The following is an 18,357-nucleotide window of genomic DNA, read 5'->3' as shown; positions in this document are numbered from 1 at the left end:
CTCGTGCAAAGACTGCTGCTGGGCATCGACCGCATCAGCACGTTCGTGGGACAGGCGGCCGCGTGGCTGATCATCGGCCTGACGCTGATGATCAGCTACGAGGTGTTCTCGCGCTACGCGCTGGGCACGCCGCACGCCTGGGTGTTCGACGCCAGCAACATGCTCTACGGCGCGTTGTTCATGCTGGGCGGCGCCTACACGCTGGCCAAGCGCGGACACGTGCGCGGCGACATCCTCTACGGCTTCCTGTCGCCGCGCGCGCAGGCTGCCATCGACCTGGTGCTGTACCTGCTGTTCTTCTTCCCCGGCGTGATCGCGCTGGCGTGGGCGGGCATCGATTTCTTCGAGGTCTCGCTGGCGCAAAACGAGCATTCGTCGATTGCCGCCGATGGCCCGCCTATCTATCCGTTCAAGGCCGTGATTCCGGTGGCCGGCGCGCTGCTGCTGCTGCAGGGCGTGGCCGAACTGGCGCGCTGCGTGGTGTGCCTGGGCACCGGTCACTGGCCGCTGCGCGAAGGTGACGTCGAGGAAGTCGACGTCGACAAGCTCAAGCAGATGGTGGGCAAGGACGATCCGCTTCAGCCCGAGGCGGCCACGGCGCCAATGCCGAAGATCAAGGAGCCAACGCCGTGAGAAAGGAACTCTGGTTCGGCATTTCGCTGATGGTGCTGATCGTCGGCGCCGTGATCGGGTTCATGCCCGCGCCGGCCGACTGGACCAACGGCCATCTCGGGCTGCTGATGCTGGCGCTGATCGTGGTGGCGATCATGCTCGGCTTTCCCACGGCATTCACGCTGATGGGTATGGGCGTGCTGTTCGCGTGGCTGGCATACCGGCACGCGGACCCCAGCATCGCCGTGGAGCAGACGCTGGACCTGATGGTGCAGCGCGCCTATGCGGTGATGACCAACGACGTGCTGATCTCCATCCCGCTGTTCGTCTTCATGGGATACCTGGTCGAACGCGCGAACCTGATCGAGAAGCTGTTCCGCAGCCTGCACCTTGCGCTGGCGTGGTTGCCGGGCTCGCTGGCCGTGGCCACGCTGATCACGTGCGCGGTGTTTGCCACGGCCACCGGCATCGTCGGCGCAGTGGTGACGCTGATGGGACTGTTGGCGTTTCCGGCCATGCTGCGGGCGGGGTACAGCACGCAGTTGTCGGCCGGCGCGGTGACGGCCGGCGGCTGCCTGGGCATTCTGATTCCGCCGTCGGTGCTTCTGATCGTGTACGGCGCCACGGCGGGCGTGTCGGTGGTGCAGCTCTATGCGGGCGCGTTCTTTCCGGGGCTGATGCTGGCCGGTCTCTACATCCTCTACGCCATCATCATTGCCAAACTCAAGCCGTCGCTGGCACCGCCATTGCCGGCGGAAGAGCGGGTCATCCCGCTGTCGAAGTTCGCCGCCATGCTGCACGATCATGTCAGCACGCGTGCCTTGCCCGCGCTGCTGATGGGATTCAAGGGTCGACGCAATGTCGACGTGCCGGCAAGCTATCTGGTGCGCCAGCTCAGCGTGGTGTTGATGCCGGCGCTGGCGGTGGCCGTGGCGATGAGCCTGATGTACGCGGCAGTAACGGCGCCGAAGCCCGTCGACGCGGGCGGCGGACTGGTGGAGATGGGTACCACGCTCGACAGCGGCACGCCGCAGTCGTTCGACGACCTGCAGGCACCCCCGGCTGATACCGATGCGCCGGCACCGCTGGGTTCGGATACGTCGACTGTTACGCCCAAGCCGGCGACGCCGCAGGACGTGAAGCCGGCCGCCAGCGCGCCCTCTTCCACCGCCGATGCCCCCGCGCAGCCCGCACCAATCTGGTTCTGGATCACGCTCGCCGTGGTGGCCGCGGGGCTCGTGGTGTTCTACTGGTATTTCAACTTCGCGCGGCTGGAGGTGTTCAAGCTGCTGCTGTCGTCGTTCTTTCCGCTGGCGGTGATGATCCTTGCCGTACTCGGATCGATCGTGTTCGGCCTGGCCACGCCCACCGAGGCCGCAGCAGTGGGTTCGCTGGGCGGCGCGTTGCTGGCGGCGGCGTACGGCCAGCTCAACTACGGCGTGGTGCGCGATTCGGTGTTCCTGACCGTGAAGACCAGCGCGATGGTGTGCTGGCTGTTCGTCGGCTCGTCGATCTTCTCGGCGGCCTTCGCGCTGCTGGGCGGGCAGGCGCTGGTGGAGTCTTGGGTGCTGTCGCTGGACCTCACCCCGGTGCAGTTCATGATCCTGGCACAGGTCATCATCTTCCTGCTGGGCTGGCCGCTCGAATGGACCGAGATCATCATCATCTTCATGCCGATCTTCATCCCGTTGCTGGACAACTTCGGGATCGACCCGTTGTTCTTCGGCCTGCTGGTGGCGCTGAACCTGCAGACGGCCTTCCTCTCGCCCCCGGTCGCCATGGCGGCCTTCTACCTGAAGGGCGTGTCTCCGCCCCACGTCACGCTGAACCAGATCTTCGCCGGCATGCTGCCATTCATGGCCATCCAGTTGGTGGCGCTGGCGCTGCTCTACATCTTCCCGGGTATCGGGCTGTGGCTGCCGGAGGTGCTGTACCGGTAAGACGCTGGTTTCTCCCCCTCTCCCGCCGTGCGGGAGAGGGGCCGGGGGAGAGGGCCAGCGATTCCAATCGCGACACCCGTCGGCAAGCAGAACCTCGTTGCCCTCTCCCCCAACCCCTCTCCCACTTGCGTGGGAGAGGGGAGCGAAACTCTCGATCACCAGACGAAAAAAAACCGCCCGGCGTTTGCCGGGCGGTTTCGATCCTGCTTGCCTGCGAAGAGCCTTAGCCCAGTCGCTTGGCCAGTGCGGCCTTGGTTTCCACCAGAGCTTGCGGCAGGTTGTGCTTGAGCTGCGTGAACAGCTCGTCGTGCAGCGCCAGTTCCTTCTGCCAGGCGTCCTGGTCGATGGACGTGACTTGGTCGAACTGCTCGGCCGTGAACGACAGGCCGTCCCAGTTCAGGTCGGTGTAGCGCGGCGACGTGCCGAACACGTGCTCGGCGCCTTGGCCACGGCCTTCCACGCGGTCGATCATCCACGACAGCACGCGCATGTTCTCGCCAAAGCCCGGCCACACGAAGTTGCCGTCGGCATCCTTGCGGAACCAGTTGACGCAGTAGATCTTCGGCAGCTTGGCGCCCGATGCTTCCAGCTTCTGGCCCAGTGCCAGCCAGTGGCCGAAGTAGTCGCTCATGTTGTAGCCGCAGAACGGCAGCATCGCGAACGGGTCGCGGCGCACCACGCCTTGCTGGCCAGCGGCGGCGGCGGTGGTTTCCGAACCCATCGTGGCGGCCATGTACACGCCTTCGGTCCAGTTGCGGGCTTCGGTCACCAGCGGCACGGTGGTGCTGCGGCGGCCGCCGAAGATGAACGCGTCGATGGCCACGCCAGCCGGGTTGTCCCAGTTGTCGTCGATCGACGGGCACTGCGATGCCGGTGCCGTGAAGCGTGCGTTTGGGTGGGCGGCCTTGGCGCCGGTTTCCTTGGCGATGGCGGGCGTCCAGTCCTTGCCCTGCCAGTCCACCAGGTGGGCCGGAGCTTCCTTGGTCATGCCTTCCCACCACACGTCGCCGTCGTCGGTCAGGGCCACGTTGGTGAAGATGACGTTTTCCTTGAGCGTCGCCATGGCGTTGAAGTTGGTCTTCTCGCTCGTGCCCGGGGCCACGCCGAAGTAACCGGCTTCAGGGTTGATCGCGTACAGGCGGCCGTCGCTGCCCGGCTTGATCCAGGCGATGTCGTCGCCGATGGTGGTGACCTTCCAGCCGTCGAAGCCCTTGGGCGGGATCAGCATGGCGAAATTGGTCTTGCCGCAGGCCGACGGGAACGCGGCGGCCACGTGGTACTTCTTGCCTTCCGGCGAGGTCACGCCTAGGATCAGCATGTGCTCGGCCAGCCAGCCTTCGTCACGGCCCATCGTCGACGCGATACGCAGTGCGAAGCACTTCTTGCCCAGCAGCGCGTTGCCGCCGTAACCCGAACCGAACGACCAGATCTCGCGCGATTCCGGGAAGTGCACGATGTACTTGGTGGGATTGCACGGCCACGGCACGTCCTTCTCGCCGGCAGCCAACGGCTTGCCCACGGTGTGCACGCACGGCACGAACTCGCCCTCGGTGCCCAGCACGTCGTACACGGCGCGACCCATGCGGGTCATGATGCGCATGTTCACGGCCACGTAAGGCGAATCGGACAGTTCCACGCCAATGTGGGCGATCGGCGAACCCAGCGGGCCCATCGAGAACGGCACCACGTACAGCGTGCGGCCGCGCATGCAGCCATCGAACAGGCCGCTCAGCGTGGTGCGCATTTCGGCCGGGACGATCCAGTTGTTGTTGGGGCCCGCGTCTTCCTTCTTCTCGGAGCAGATGAAGGTACGGTCTTCCACGCGCGCCACGTCGGACGGGTCCGACAGGGCCAGGAACGAGTTCTTGCGCTTGGCCGGGTTCAGGCGCTGCATGGTGCCGGCGGACACCATCAGCTCGCACAGCCGGTCATATTCTTCCTGCGAGCCATCGCACCAGTAGATCTGGTCGGGCTTGGTCAGGGCGGCAACTTCCGCAACCCAGGCGACCAGTTTCTGGTTCTTTACCCAGGCCGGCACGTTCAGTGCCGGAGTACCTTGCATTGTGGGGTGGTTCATTGACTGCTCCAAAGCAAAAGGGAAACCTATCTTGTCCGATCTCGGCGCCTGCCGGGTCTTGCGGGGAAAGGCGGATCAGGCGGGTGAGCTTGCCCGCGTTGGGCATGGCGCACTCGCCGGATGACCGTCACATCCCGTTACAACTCGGCGACGACCGAATCCGCGCAAATGGTCGCGGGGGTCCCTGCGGCTGCGCTACAGTTGCGCTTCGCCCGCTTTTGGCGGGCGGCAGGGTCAGGTCGGGCATTGTCCGGCGGCGAACAGAGGGCGGGAGCATGGCTCGACCGCACTGTTGCGCCGTGGAGGCGGGCAAGAATACCACTGTACGGACACCCTGTTTTTTGCTGCGCAGCATTGTCGCCCCCGTCGGAATGCCTGAAACTCCACCCGCGAGGTTGCCGCGCGGGGGTGGCCCGACGGGACTTGGCATCTGTCAATGTTGCGTCAGGGAAGTCAACAATACTGTCGGTCGCGCGCTGATTCTGTGGCCGCGCGCACCAAGCCCCCGAGGTCAAAGAGTCACCCATGAAGATTGCCGTTCTCGACGATTACCAGGACGCCGTTCGCAAGTTGCCGTGCTTTTCGCTGCTCGAAGGGCATGACGTCAAGGTCTTCAACAACACCGTCAAGGGCGTGGGCCAGCTGGCCGCCCGGCTTTCCGACGTAGAAGCGCTGGTCCTGATCCGCGAACGCACGCGGGTGACGCGCCAACTGCTGGAAAAGCTGCCCAAGCTCAAGATCATCAGCCAGACCGGCCGTGCCGGGAGCCATGTGGACCTGGAAGCCTGTACCGACCGCGGCGTGGTGGTACTTGAAGGCGTGGGTTCGCCCGTGGCGCCGGCCGAACTGACCTGGGCGCTGATCATGGCCGCCCAGCGTCGTATTCCCCAGTATGTGGCCAGCCTCAAGCACGGCGCCTGGCAGCAGTCGGGCCTGAAATCGACCACCATGCCGCCCAACTTCGGGCTGGGCCAGGTGCTGCGCGGCCAGACGCTGGGCATCTGGGGTTACGGCAAGATTGGCCGGCTGCTGGCCGGCTTCGGGCGGGCGTTCGGCATGAACGTGCTGGTGTGGGGCCGCGAGGCGTCGCTGCAGGGCGCACGCGAGGACGGGCTGAACGTGGCGGAATCGGTCGAGCAGCTGTTCACCGACAGCGATGTGCTGTCGCTGCACTTGCGCCTGAACGACGAGACGCGCGGCATCGTCAAGCTGGCCGACCTGCAGCGCATGAAGCCCACGGCCCTGTTCGTCAATACCAGCCGTGCCGAGCTGATCGAGGAAAACGCGCTGGTGGCGGCGCTGAACCGGGGCCGCCCGGGCATGGCGGCCGTGGATGTGTTCGAGTCGGAGCCGATCCTGCAGGGCCACGCGCTGCTGCGCATGGAAAACTGCATCTGCACGCCGCACCTGGGGTACGTGGAGCGCGACAGCTACGAGCTGTACTTCCGCACGGCGTTCCAGAACATCCTCGACGTCCTGAGCGGCAAGCACGACAGCATCGCCAATCCCAAGGCCCTGACCCCGGCGCTCTCGCGCTGATCTTGCGCTGAATTTGCGCTGATATCGGGCCGGTTTCCGCCCGATCCGGGCCCGACGCACGCCACGCCGGCGTGCGTCTGTTTCCCCACATTACCCACCTTCAAACAAGCGGACGAGCCGGTACACTCGTTGCACAACGTCAGCGCGTGACACTGTGTGGCTGTGTACTCGCGCAGGCCCCGCACACGCAAGGAGGGCGTCCCGTGGCCGAATCCGATCCGCGTCCCAATTCCGCAGGCGCCGGCGGCACGGCCGTCGGCCGCGTACTGGCGGTCAATGTCGGCACGGCGCTGCCCCTGGTGGTGGCCGGCGCCGGCAGCGAGGCCGTGGTGATGTCCGCCATCCGCAAGCATCCGCTCAGCACCCTGCACCACCCGATTGCCGTGGGTGTGCACCGCCTGGGCATGGCCGGCGACGAACAGGTCGACCGCGCCATCCATGGCGGCCCGCGCCGGGCCGTCTATGCCTATCCGATCGAGCATTACACGTGGTGGAACGGCCGCCGCCGCGAGGCGTGCGTGGAAGAGGCCGAGCGTCCGCTGGCCTTTGGCGCCCTGGGCGAGAACCTGACCACGCAGGGCCTGCTCGAAGCCAGGCTGTGGGTGGGCGACCGCCTGCGCATCGGCGAAGTCGAATTTGTGGTGGAATCGCCACGCCGCCCGAACTGCAAGCTCAATGCCGTGATGGGTTACGCGCACGCCGTGCGCGACATGGCCCGCACCGGCTTTACGGGTGTGTATCTGAGCGTTGCACGGCCTGGGGTAATCCGCGCCGGCGACACCATGGTGCTGACCCCTGGCCCCCGGCAGCTGTCGCTGGAATGCCTGAACGAGCGCCCGCACGCCTGAACCGGGCCTTTTCCCGCGTTTCTCCCGAGTTGAGTCGTCATGCTTTTCTGCTAATGTTTTGTATCAGATACAAGCATTTCGACCGACCCTCATCACTGGTCCAGACATCCTCCCCCTACGATGCTGTAATGGCTTGTAATACATCGCGCTTTGCCTGAATAGGGCAATGCGGTACTAGTAGCGGTTTGCGCGGGCGAAACCGGTTCCAAGAAACCGGTGCCATTTGGGGAGCGCGCCATGGGGTATTTGAGGGTCCTCACATGAAAACTGACGGGATCGACCAGCCCAAGGGCTTCGTCGATGGCAACTGGAGCGCGGCCGCCGCCACCGGCCGTGGGCGTGCATCGCCCTGGATGGCGGTCGTTGGCGTGCTGGTACTGGCGCTGGCTGGCTGGTTTGGCTGGAAGACGTGGTTCGCGCCCAAGCCGGCCGCCAAGGGGCCGGCCGTCACCACGGTGACCACGGCGCAGGTTGCCCAGGGCGATGTGCCCGTGGAAGTCACGGCCAATGGCACGGTGACGGCCATGCAGACCGTGGACGTGCGTCCGCAGGTTTCCAGCACTGTGCGCACCGTGCATATCAAGGAAGGCCAGTCCGTGAAGCCGGGCGACCTGCTGTTCACGCTGGACACCCGCATGGACGAGGCCAACCTGGCCAAGGCGCGGGCTCAGCTCATGCGGGACCAGGCCGACCTGTCCGATGCGCGCCGCACGCTGGCGCGTAGCCAGGAACTGCTGCAGCGGAACTTCATCTCGCGCAGCGCCGTGGATACCGCCCAGGCCAAGGTCGACGGCTTCGAAGCCACGATCCGCGCCGACCAGGCCGCCATCGACGCCGGCAAGGTGGCCATCAGCTATGGCGAGATCCGCGCCACCATCGGCGGCCGTACCGGTGTGATCAACGTGTTCCCCGGCTCGCTGGTCACGCCGGCCAACACCACCACCACGCCCGCGATGGTGACGATTGCCCAGATCGCGCCGATCACGGTCATGTTCACGCTGCCCGAGCGCCAGCTCGCCGCGCTGCGCGAGGCGCTGCAGGCCGCGCCGGTCACGGTGACCGCCCAGCCCAACGACGGCAATCCGGCACCGGTGACCGGCAAGATCACGTTCATCGACAACACTGTCGATCCGCAATACGGCAGCATCCGCGTCAAGGCGATGTTCCCCAACGACGAACACCGGCTCTGGCCCGGCACCTACGCCAACGTGAACGCCACGGTGCAGGTGCTGAAGAACGCGCTGAGCGTGCCGCCGCAAGCCGTGGTGACCGGCCCTGAAGGGCGCTTTGTCTACACCGTGCAGCCCGACGCCAAGGTGGCGCGTGTGCCGGTCAAGGTGGTGGTGACCACCGCCGCCGCCGCCGTGGTGGAAGGCGTGCAGCCGGGCGCCCGTGTCGTGACGGAAGGCGCGCAGAACCTGCGCCCGGGCAGCCTGGTGCGCGAAGCCACCGCCAAGGGCGCCGCGGGTGCTTCGGCGCCGGCCGCGCCGGCCAACGGCGGACACTAAGACCATGTCGCTGTCCGAGCTCTGTATCCGCCGGCCCGTGATGACGGTGCTGCTGTGCCTGGCCGTCATCGTCACCGGCATCGTGCTGTACCCGACGATTCCTATCGCGGCGCTGCCCAGCTTCAATTCGCCCGTGATCCAGGTCACGGCCACGCTGCCCGGGGCCAGCCCCGAGACCATGGCCGCGTCGGTGGCCACCCAGCTGGAAAAGCAGTTCGCGACGATTCCGGGCGTGACCGTGATCAGTTCGTCGAACACGCTTGGCAATTCGAGCATCACGATCGAATTCAACAGCGATCGCAATATCGACGACGCGGCCGTGGACGTGCAGGCCGCGCTGTTCCGCGCGCAACGCTCGCTGCCGATCGAGATGACGGTGCCGCCGTCGTACCGCAAGGTGAATCCGGCCGATGCGCCGGTGATCCTGCTGGCCATCAACTCGCCGTCGATGAGCCTGGGCGACCTCAACGCGTTTGGCGATAACCTGATCTCGCCCACGCTGGCCACGTTGCCGGGTGTGGCGCAGGTGCAGATCTTTGGCCAGAAGCGCTTTTCGGTGCGCGTGCGCGCCCACCCTGATGCCCTGGCCGCACGCGGCATGACGCTCGACGAGCTGGCCACCGCGCTGAATCGCGCCAACGCCAACACCCCCGTGGGTACGCTTGACGGCGCGCGGCAGACGCTGACCATCCAGGCCAACCGCCAGATGACCAGCGCCGACGCGTTCCGCAACATCATCGTGGCCAGCCAGCCCAGTGGCGCCGTGGTGCGCCTGTCGGACGTGGCCGATGTGGAAGACAGCGTCGAGACCATCAAGACCGGTAGCTGGCTCAACAACGAACGCTCGATCGTGCTGGCCGTGCTGCGCCAGCCCGATGCCAACACCGTGGCCGTGGTGGACGCCATCAAGGGCGCGCTGCCGCGCCTGGTGCAGCAGATGCCGTCGTCGGTCAACGTGAGCGTGGTGAACGACCGCTCGAACTCGATCCGCGAATCGATCCATGACGTGCAGTTCACGCTGGCGCTGACGGTGGCGCTGGTGGTGATGGTGATCTTCCTGTTCCTGCGCCGCGCCGCCGCCACGCTGATTCCCACCGTGTCGCTGCCGATCTCGCTGATCGGCACGGTGGCGCTGATGAAGGCATTCGGCTACAGCCTCGACAACGTTTCGCTGCTGGCCATCACGCTGGCCGTGGGCCTGGTGGTGGACGACGCCATCGTGATGCTGGAAAACATCGTGCGGCACATCGAGGAAGGCGTGCCGCCGTTGAAGGCCGCGCTGGTGGGCTCGCGCGAGATGGGCTTTACGATTCTGTCGATCTCGATCTCGCTGGTTGCCGTGTTCATCCCGATCTTCTTCATGCCGGGCGTGATCGGCCTGCTGTTCCACGAGTTCGCGGCGGTGGTGTCGCTGTCTATTTTGGTATCGGCGCTGGTGTCGCTGACGCTGATCCCGATGCTGTGCGCGCGCTTCCTGTCGGCCGAGAACGTGCCGGTGGACGAATCGCAGCACGCCTACGGCGACCACGCCGCCGCCGCGCCGCGCGTGGCGCAGAAGCAGACCATCGGCCTGCGTGCCACGCAATGGTTCGAAGACCTGTTCGAGTGGACGCTGCACAACTACGCGCGTGGCCTTGACTGGTGCCTGGCGCACCGGCGCGTGGTACTGGCCGTGGCGGGTTTGACGTTCGTGCTGACCGCCGTGCTGTTCGTGAAGATTCCCAAGGGTTTCTTCCCCGAGGAAGACATCGGCCAGATCCAGGTCAATGCCGAAGGTCCGCAGGATATTTCGTTCGATGCGATGTCCGAGCGCCTGCGCGACGCCGCCGAGCGCATTCGCGCCAATCCGGCCGTGAAGAGCGTGGTGGCGTCGATCGGTGGTGGCCCGTCGCCAGCCATCAACACGGGCCGCATGTTCGTGGAGCTGAAGCCGCTGGGCCAGCGCCCCAAGATGCCGCAAGTGGTGGAATCGCTGCGCAAAGACGTATCAGGCGTGCCGGGCCTGCAGGTGTATTTCTCGCCGGTGCAGAACCTGCGCCTGGGCGGCCGCCAGAGCAAGAGCCGCTACCAGTACACGCTGCAGAGCGTGAAGGCGGGCCAGTTGCAGGAGTTCAGCGACAAGCTCATGGCCAGGATGCGCGCCGAGCCGGTGTTCCGCGACGTGACCAGCGATTCGCAGCAGTCGGGCCTGGAAGCGCAACTGACCATCGACCGCGACAAGGCCAATGCGATGGGCGTGCAGATGCAGGACGTGCGCGCGGCGCTGTACACGGCATTCGGCGAGCGCCAGGTGTCGACGATCTATACGCCGATCGACAACTACTACGTGATCCTGACCGCCGCCGACATCGATCGTGTGGACGAAACCGCGTTCTCCAAGCTCTACGTGCGCAGCAAGACCGGGCAGATGGTGCCGGTGTCGGCCTTCGCCACCACCGAGCGCCGCGTGGGCCCGATTGCCGTGAACCACCAGGGCCAACTGCCATCGGTGACGGTGTCGTTCAACCTGGCACCGGGCGCGGCGCTGGGCGATGCGTCGAAGCTGATGGACCAGTACCGCAAGGAGATCGATATGCCCGCATCGATCTTCACGAGCTGGGGCGGTGACGCGGCCGTGTTCCAGTCGTCGCAGGCCACGCAGGTGGTGCTGCTGGTGGCGGCCATCGCGGTCATCTACACGCTGCTGGGAGTGCTCTACGAGAGCTACATCCACCCGCTGACGATCCTGGCCGGCCTGCCGTCGGCGGCCATCGGCGCGCTGCTGACGCTGTTCATCTTCAATGTCGAACTGTCGCTGATTGCAACGATCGGTGTGCTGATGCTGATCGGCATCGTCAAGAAGAACGCGATCATGATGATCGACTTCGCGCTGGCGGCGCAGCGTGAACAGGGCATGGCGCCAGCAAAGGCGATTCGCCAGGCGTGCCTGCTGCGGTTCCGACCGATCATGATGACCACCTTCGCCGCCGTGATGGGCGCCCTGCCGCTGGCCCTGGGCCTGGGCGCCGGCGCCGAACTGCGCCAGCCGCTGGGCCTGGCCGTGGTGGGCGGCCTGCTGTTCTCGCAGGTCATCACGCTGTTCATCACGCCGGTGATCTACCTGGCGCTGGACCGCTACTCGGGTACCGGCCCGCTGCAGATCGATGCCGAAGGCAATCCGCTGCAGGAAAAGCAGGTGGAAGCGGTGCATTGAGGCTTTCGTAGCCCCTTTGTTTTGCTCCCCTCTCCCGCCTTGCGGGAGAGGGGCCGGGGGTGAGGGCGCAGCGGTTCAAATACTGAGCAGTCGGCAAGCAGAGCCGCTAGCCTTCACCCCCAACCCCTCTCCCACTTCGCGGGAGAGGGGAGTAAGACTGAGATGGGAGCAGTAAAAACCACACTCCCCCACCGCCTTTCCCCTTCCCCACTTGCCTCTCTCGCCTCAAACGAGAATAATTCTCGTTTTCGAAGGCGCAGCAATCACGATCCCATAAAGCGCGCCTCGATCACGCAAGCCAGCCATCCGCCCCCTGTCGACCGGACCAACCCCGGTGCGGCACTCAGCCAGCCAGCGTTTCGCTCATCTGAGAGGGGAAATCATGAAACGCTGTTTTCCGGTCGCCATTTGCGCGGCGCTTTGCGCGCCGCTGTATGCGGCCGAAGTCCGGCAATTGGGGGAAGTCGTGGTCACTGCCACGCGTACCGAGGAGCGCGCCGATGCCGTGGCATCGACGATCACCGTGGAGGATGCGCGCAAGATCGAGCAGTCCATGCCGGTGGACGAAGCCGGCCTGTTCGCCGACGAGCCCGACATCGACGTGCCGCGCGACCGTCGCCGCTATGGCGCTGGCAGCATCAACATTCGCGGCATCGAGGACAACCGTGTGCTGCAGATGGTGGATGGCGTGCGCCTGCCCGATTTCTACAGCGGAGGCGGGCCGTCGAACATCTCCACGTCCACCCGCGACGCGCCCGAGTTCTCGTTCCTGAAACGCGTGGAAGTGCTGCGCGGCCCCGCATCGAGCCTGTACGGGTCTGACGCGATTGGCGGCGTGGTGTCGTATGCAACCAAGGACCCTAAGGACCTGATGCGCGGCAAGGCCGCCGGCGGCGAAGCAGGACTCGCCTGGAACGGCATCGACAACGGCTTTGGCCAGACCGCCGGCGTGGCTGGCGGCAACGACATGATCCAGGGCCTGTTCATGTACGCGCACCGCAAGGCGCACGCGATGCAGAACATGGGTGGCGACGATAGCGTGTCGGTGTCGCGTACAGCCCCCAACCCGCAGGACGTGGAAAGCAATGCCTACCTCGGCAAGATCGTGCTCGATGCCACGCCGCGCCAGCGCTTCAAGCTGACCTACGAGCACCGCGACGCCAGCAGCAGCACCGACATGCTGCGCCTGTCGCCGTCGTTGCCGCGCGTGACGTCGGCCAGCGGCACCGAAGATCTGAAGCGCGATCGCGTATCGCTGGATTACGACTGGCGGCCCGGCAATGGCGTGCTCGATCGCCTGACCGCGTCGGTCTACTACCAGAAGAGCCAGACCGCCACCGATACCAGCCAGGTGCGCAGCCGCACCAGCGCGGGGTGTTCGGGCACGAGCGCCGGCGTGAACCTGTGCAACGTCGCGCTGGGCTTCGGCTTCGAGCAGCAGCAGACCGGTTTCAACCTGCAGGCGGACAAGGCGTTCGATACGGGATCCGTGGCCCATCGCCTGATCGGTGGGGTGGACTTCATCCGTACCGAATCGCAGGAGTACCGCGACGTCACCGCGACCAATGCCACGACCGGCGTCACCACGAAGTCGCTGGCGGGCGAGAACTTCCCGCTGCATGACTTCCCCGCTGGCGAAACGCGTCAGGTGGGCGTGTTCGTGCAGGACGAACTGCGCGTCATGGATGGCCGCATCACGCTGACACCGGGGCTGCGCTTCGACCACTATTCGCTGAGCCCCGACGACGACCCGCTCTACAACAGCGTGGCTGCCCGGCCGGCCATCAGCAAGAGCGATTCGAACCTGTCGCCGAAACTGTCGGCGCTGTGGCAGGCCACCGATCGCGTCAACGTCTGGGCGCAGTATGTGTTTGGTTATCGCGCGCCGAATTACCAGCAGATCAACGGCAGCTTCCGCAATCCGGTGCAGGGCTATGGCGCGGCGCCCAATGGCGACCTGAATCCGGAGAAAAGCCGCTCGTTCGAGGTGGGCGTGCGCTACACCGACGAGAACGTGCAGACCAGCCTTGCCGTGTTCGACAACCGGTACCGCGATTTCATCGAACAGGTGCAGCTAACGTGCCCGGCCGATCCGGCGTGCCTGCCGGGGATGCGTGCCACTTACCAGTACCGCAACCAGGTCAAGGTACGTATCTACGGCGCTGAATGGCGTGGCGTGTGGCGCTTGCTGCCGCAATGGCGGATCGATGGCGCGCTGGCCTACGCGCATGGCACCAATGAGCAGACAGACCAGCCGCTGAACACCGTGTCGCCGCTGCGCGCGGCGGCGGGGCTGACCTGGGAGGCATCGGTGGGCGATGGTCCCGGAGCGGCGTTGCGGTGGCGCGGTGCCAAGGCCGTGACGCGCACCGACGATTCGTCGTTCACTTACTTCAAGCCGAGTGGTTATGGCGTGGTTGACCTGCAGGCATGGTGGCGCTTTGGCAAGCGCGCCACGCTGACGCTGGCGGTGAACAACCTGTTCGACAAGAAGTACTGGCTGTGGGGCGATGTGCGCCAGACCGGCGTATCGGCCACGGAGCCGGGCCTCGACTTCTACACGCAGCCGGGCCGCACGTTTGCCGCCGCGGTGAAACTCGCCTTCTGACGCGCCAGGAGACACGATGTCCCCACAATCGACAATGACAAGATGGCTGGCGTGGTACGGCTTGCTGATGCTGTTCTCACTGCTGATGCAGGTGGCCCATGCCGCGACTGAAGTCCCAGGCGTGCATGTGCTGACCACTTCGCCGGTGCCGGCGGGCAAGTTCGAGCCGCTGCGCGAGATGGCACGCCAGCACGGCATGACGCTGGAGGCGCGCTACATCGAGAAGCTGTCCGCGCAGGAACTCGATGCGTTCGTGACGAAGACCGACCTGCTGATCGTCGACGCGCCGCGCGACCACATCGTCACGGCGATGCTCGGCCAGCTCGGGCCCCTGTGGACGAACTCGAACACGGCGCGCGTGTTGCTGTCGACCGACCGCGCGGAGGCACATGGCATCGACGCCAAGCTGGCCACGCGTCTGCAGGCGTACTACGCCAACGGCGGCCGCGCAAACTTCGATGCGATGATGCGTACGCTGGCGGCCGATCACTTCCGCTTGCGTGACGATCGATCGATTCCGGCGCCCGTAGTCTTTCCCAAGGCGGCTTACTACCACCCGCGTCTGCCGAACGTAATCACGACGTCGGCCGCCGAGGCGTTGCAGGCGTCGGGCACCGATGGCAGGCCGGTGATCGGCGTGGCGATCCATCAGGCCTACGTGTCGGGGCTGGACAGCGCGTTCATCGACGATCTGATTGCCGGTATCGAAGCCCGCCACGCACGGGCGCTGGTGTTCTATGGCCCGGTCATGGACGCTGACGGTATCACGCGCATGGCCGCGCCGGACGGCAAGCGCGTGGTCGATGTGCTGGTCAACGGGCAGATCATGCTCAACCCGCAGGGCCGCAAGGCCGAGTTCAAGGCGCTGGGTATCCCGGTGCTGCAGGTCATGCCGTACCGCAAGGGCGACGCCGCTGAATGGGCTGCCGATCCGCACGGTATCAGCCTGACCGATACACCGTTCTATCTCGTGCAGCCGGAACTGGCCGGCGTGATCGACCCGATCATGGCCGCTGCAACATCGAAGCAGGACGGCGCCATCGTCGGCCTGCCGGCACAGGTCGATGCTGTGGCCAGCAAGGCGGTGGCGCTGACACGGCTGCAGCGCACGCCCAATGCGGACAAGCGCGTCGCGATCCTGTTCTACAACTACCCGGCGGGCGAGAAGAACCTGTCGGCGTCGTTCCTGAACCTGCCCCGCAGCCTGGCCGGTACTCTGGGTGCTTTGCATGCAGCGGGGTATCGCACCGAGACTTTGGACGAGACGGCGTTGCAACGCGACCTCGGTGCGCTGCTGGCGCCGTTCTATCGACCGGACCGCCTGCAACCGCTGCTCGATGCCGGGTTGGCCGAATGGATGCCGATGTCGCGCTACCGTGCGTGGTACGACGCGCAGCCTGCGGCGCTGCGTGCCGCCGTGACGGAGCGCTGGGGCCGGCCCGAGCAATCGTCGATGGCCACCACGCGCAATGGCGAGGCTGGCTTCGTGATCCCGCGTCTGCGGCTCGGCAACGTGACGCTGATGCCGGTGCCGCCGCGCGGCGAACGTAGCGCATCGGACGAAAAGGCGCTCTATCACTCGACCGCCACGCCGCTGAACCACTTCTACATGGCCGCCTATCTGTGGGCGCGCCAGGATCGCGATGCGTTGGTGCACTACGGCACGCACGGCACGCAGGAATGGACGCCCGGCAAGGAGCGCGCGCTCGCCGTGACTGACCCGCCGTACCTGGTGCTTGGCGACGTGCCGGTGATCTACCCGTACATCGTCGATGACGTTGGCGAGGCCATCCAGGCCAAGCGGCGCGGCCGCGCGGTGATCGTCAGCCACCAGACGCCGCCGTTCCGGCCGGCGGGGCTGCATACCAAGCTCACACATTTGCACGACCAGTTGCATGCTTACCTGGCGCAGGACGACGGCGCGGTGAAGGACACGCTGGCGGCCGACATCCTGTCGCGCAGCCGGTCGATGCACATGTTCGAAGACATGGGCTGGACCGAAGCGCGCGCGCGTGCCGGCTTCGCGGCCTACCTCGATGCGTTGCATATTCACCTGCACGAACTCGGCGGCACGCTGCAGCCGTACGGGCTGCATACGTTTGGGCAGTCGCAGGACCAGGGGTTGCGGCTCTACACGACGATGGCGATGCTGGGCCGCGACTGGCTCAAGCGCGTGTTCCCGGATGAGCCCGAGGAATTGTTCGCGGTGGACTACGCGCAACTGTCGAAGACCGCGCCCTACGCAATGATCCACCGCTACGTCGTCGACAACGCACCGCTCGAATCGTTGGCCGATCCACGCCAGCGCGAGGACATGCAGCGCGCAAGAACGCTCTACGCGAGCCTCGATGCGAGCCCGGAAACGGAAGGCCTGCTGAACGCGCTGGCCGGGCGGCACGTGATGACGGGCACTGGCGGCGATCCGGTGCGCAATCCCGATGCGCTGCCAACCGGCCGCAACCTTTATGGTTTCGATCCATCGAAAGTGCCCAGCCGCGAAGCGTGGAAGGCCGGCCAGGCCGCTGCCGAAGCTATGATTGCCGACTGGCGCAAACGTCATGGGCAGTACCCGAAGAAGCTGGCGTTTTCGCTATGGAGCGTCGAGACGATGCGACACCAGGGCATGCTCGAAGCCCAGGCGATGGCGGTGCTGGGCATCCGACCGAAATGGGATAGCGGCGGGCGCGTGGTCGGCGTGGAAGCGATACCGGCCAGCGAACTGGGCAGGCCGCGCGTGGACGTAGTGCTATCGGCCACGGGACTCTATCGCGACCATTTCCCGAACCTGATGAAATGGCTGGCCGAAGCAGTCAAGCTTGCCGCCGCGCAGTCCGAGCCCGGCAACGTGGTGGCCGCCAATACGCGCGACGTGCGCGCGCGGCTGGTGAAGCTGGGTGTGGCACCTGACCGGCTCGACGGCCTGGCCATCACGCGTATCTTTGCCAGCGAATCGGGCAACTACGGGACGGGCTTGAGCGACGCGGCGCTGGAGACGGACACGTTTGGCAGTGGCAAGGCGGCCGATGCCAAGCTGGCCAACCTGTACCTGTCGCGCATGCAGTACGCCTACGGGCCGGATGAGCAGCACTGGGGCGAGAAGCTGCCGCAGGCCAATCTCTACGCGGAAAACCTCAAGGGCGTGGATGGTGCGCTGCTGGCGCGCAGTTCGAACCTGTACGGCATGCTGACCACCGACGATCCGTTCCAGTACCTGGGCGGCATCGGGCTGGCCGTGCGGCACCTGACCGGCAAGGCGCCGGAATTGCTGATCTCGAATCTGCGCGATGCCAACCACGCGAAGACGGAAACCGCTGCGGGTTTCCTGGCCACCGAGCTGCGCACACGCTACTTTCATCCGGGCTGGATCGAAGGCATGAAGGCCGAAGGCTACAGCGGCGCGCTGAACGTGCTGGATACCGTGAACAACTTCTGGGGCTGGACCGCCGTTTCGCCCGAGATTGTGCGCGACGACCAGTGGACGGAGTTTGCCGAGGTCTATGTCAACGACAAGCACAAGCTCGGCCTGAACGAATGGTTCGAACGCCACGCGCCCCAGGCGCAAGCCCAGGTTATCGAGCGCATGCTCGAAGCGGCGCGCAAGGGCTACTGGAGTGCCGATGCGGCGCTGCTGAAGACGCTGGCGAAGCGGTACGACGATCTGGCCCAACGCCACGACGTGCGCAGCAGCAACCGGCAGTTCAACGCCTATCGCGCCAGCGTGGCGGCCGCTGGTTTTGGTACGGCGCCCCCGGCAGCGCCAGCCAGGCCAGCGCCGAAACCGGCCGCGCCGACGACGCCCGCCGCGCAGGCGCCCGGGCCGGTAACGCCGCTCCAGCCGGCGGCGCCAGCCCAACCCAAGCCCAAGCCGGTGCAGGGCATGAAGCTCGAAGCACGCCAGCCTCCGGCGGCAGCGATCGTGCCGGTGCTATCGTGGCTGGCCGGCGGCATTGCGCTGGCTGCGGCCATCGTCGGGGGTGCCATTAGCGCGCGCCGACGCCTGAGCGGATGACCTGCAATCTATTTTATGGATGA

The 18,357-nt window shown here is 65.9% G+C and carries 9 protein-coding genes; 8 read left to right on the top strand and 1 reads right to left on the bottom strand.

All coding sequences use genetic code 11. The features are described 5' to 3' along the window. Positions 1-3 precede the first annotated feature (3 nt). Both MFF62_RS17205 and MFF62_RS17200 read left to right on the top strand, forming a co-directional pair. On the top strand, positions 4-633 hold the full coding sequence (locus MFF62_RS17205) for a TRAP transporter small permease subunit (RefSeq protein WP_238264325.1): 630 nt from the start codon (positions 4-6) through the stop codon (positions 631-633). Further along, positions 630-2,552, top strand: a complete 1,923-nt coding sequence (locus MFF62_RS17200; protein ID WP_238264324.1) for a TRAP transporter large permease — start codon at positions 630-632, stop codon at positions 2,550-2,552. Before MFF62_RS17205 ends, MFF62_RS17200 begins: the two co-directional genes overlap by 4 nt. A 223-nt stretch (positions 2,553-2,775) precedes the next feature. Here the strand turns inward: MFF62_RS17200 and MFF62_RS17195 are convergent, their stop codons facing one another. After that, positions 2,776-4,629 (bottom strand): phosphoenolpyruvate carboxykinase (GTP), encoded by a 1,854-nt coding sequence (locus tag MFF62_RS17195; RefSeq protein WP_238264323.1) that lies wholly within the window; start codon positions 4,627-4,629, stop codon positions 2,776-2,778. Between the two features lie 525 nt (positions 4,630-5,154). Between MFF62_RS17195 and MFF62_RS17190 the strand changes: the two genes are divergently transcribed. The 6 genes from MFF62_RS17190 (at position 5,155) to cobN (ending at position 18,334) form a co-directional block, all read left to right on the top strand. Continuing rightward, a complete protein-coding gene (locus MFF62_RS17190) occupies positions 5,155-6,168 on the top strand; it encodes a D-2-hydroxyacid dehydrogenase family protein (RefSeq protein ID WP_238264322.1) in 1,014 nt (337 codons plus the stop codon). Positions 6,169-6,371: 203 nt separating this feature from the next. Beyond that, positions 6,372-7,016, top strand: coding sequence for an MOSC domain-containing protein (locus MFF62_RS17185; RefSeq protein WP_238264321.1), 645 nt, complete (start codon positions 6,372-6,374; stop codon positions 7,014-7,016). A gap of 260 nt (positions 7,017-7,276) precedes the next feature. Beyond that, entirely contained in the window at positions 7,277-8,524 is a 1,248-nt protein-coding gene (locus MFF62_RS17180; protein WP_238264320.1) for an efflux RND transporter periplasmic adaptor subunit, read from the top strand. 4 nt (positions 8,525-8,528) lie between these two features. Continuing rightward, positions 8,529-11,717 (top strand): efflux RND transporter permease subunit, encoded by a 3,189-nt coding sequence (locus MFF62_RS17175; RefSeq protein WP_238264319.1) that lies wholly within the window; start codon positions 8,529-8,531, stop codon positions 11,715-11,717. A gap of 382 nt (positions 11,718-12,099) precedes the next feature. After that, positions 12,100-14,325, top strand: coding sequence for a TonB-dependent hemoglobin/transferrin/lactoferrin family receptor (locus tag MFF62_RS17170; protein ID WP_238264318.1), 2,226 nt, complete (start codon positions 12,100-12,102; stop codon positions 14,323-14,325). Positions 14,326-14,341: 16 nt separating this feature from the next. Beyond that, a complete protein-coding gene (gene cobN / locus MFF62_RS17165) occupies positions 14,342-18,334 on the top strand; it encodes a cobaltochelatase subunit CobN (protein ID WP_238264317.1) in 3,993 nt (1,330 codons plus the stop codon). The last annotated feature ends 23 nt before the right edge of the window (positions 18,335-18,357 follow it).

Source organism: Cupriavidus pauculus, from assembly GCF_022179805.1.
In the GTDB taxonomy this organism is placed as follows: domain Bacteria; phylum Pseudomonadota; class Gammaproteobacteria; order Burkholderiales; family Burkholderiaceae; genus Cupriavidus; species Cupriavidus pauculus_E.
This window is presented reverse-complemented; position numbering and strand designations above follow the sequence as displayed.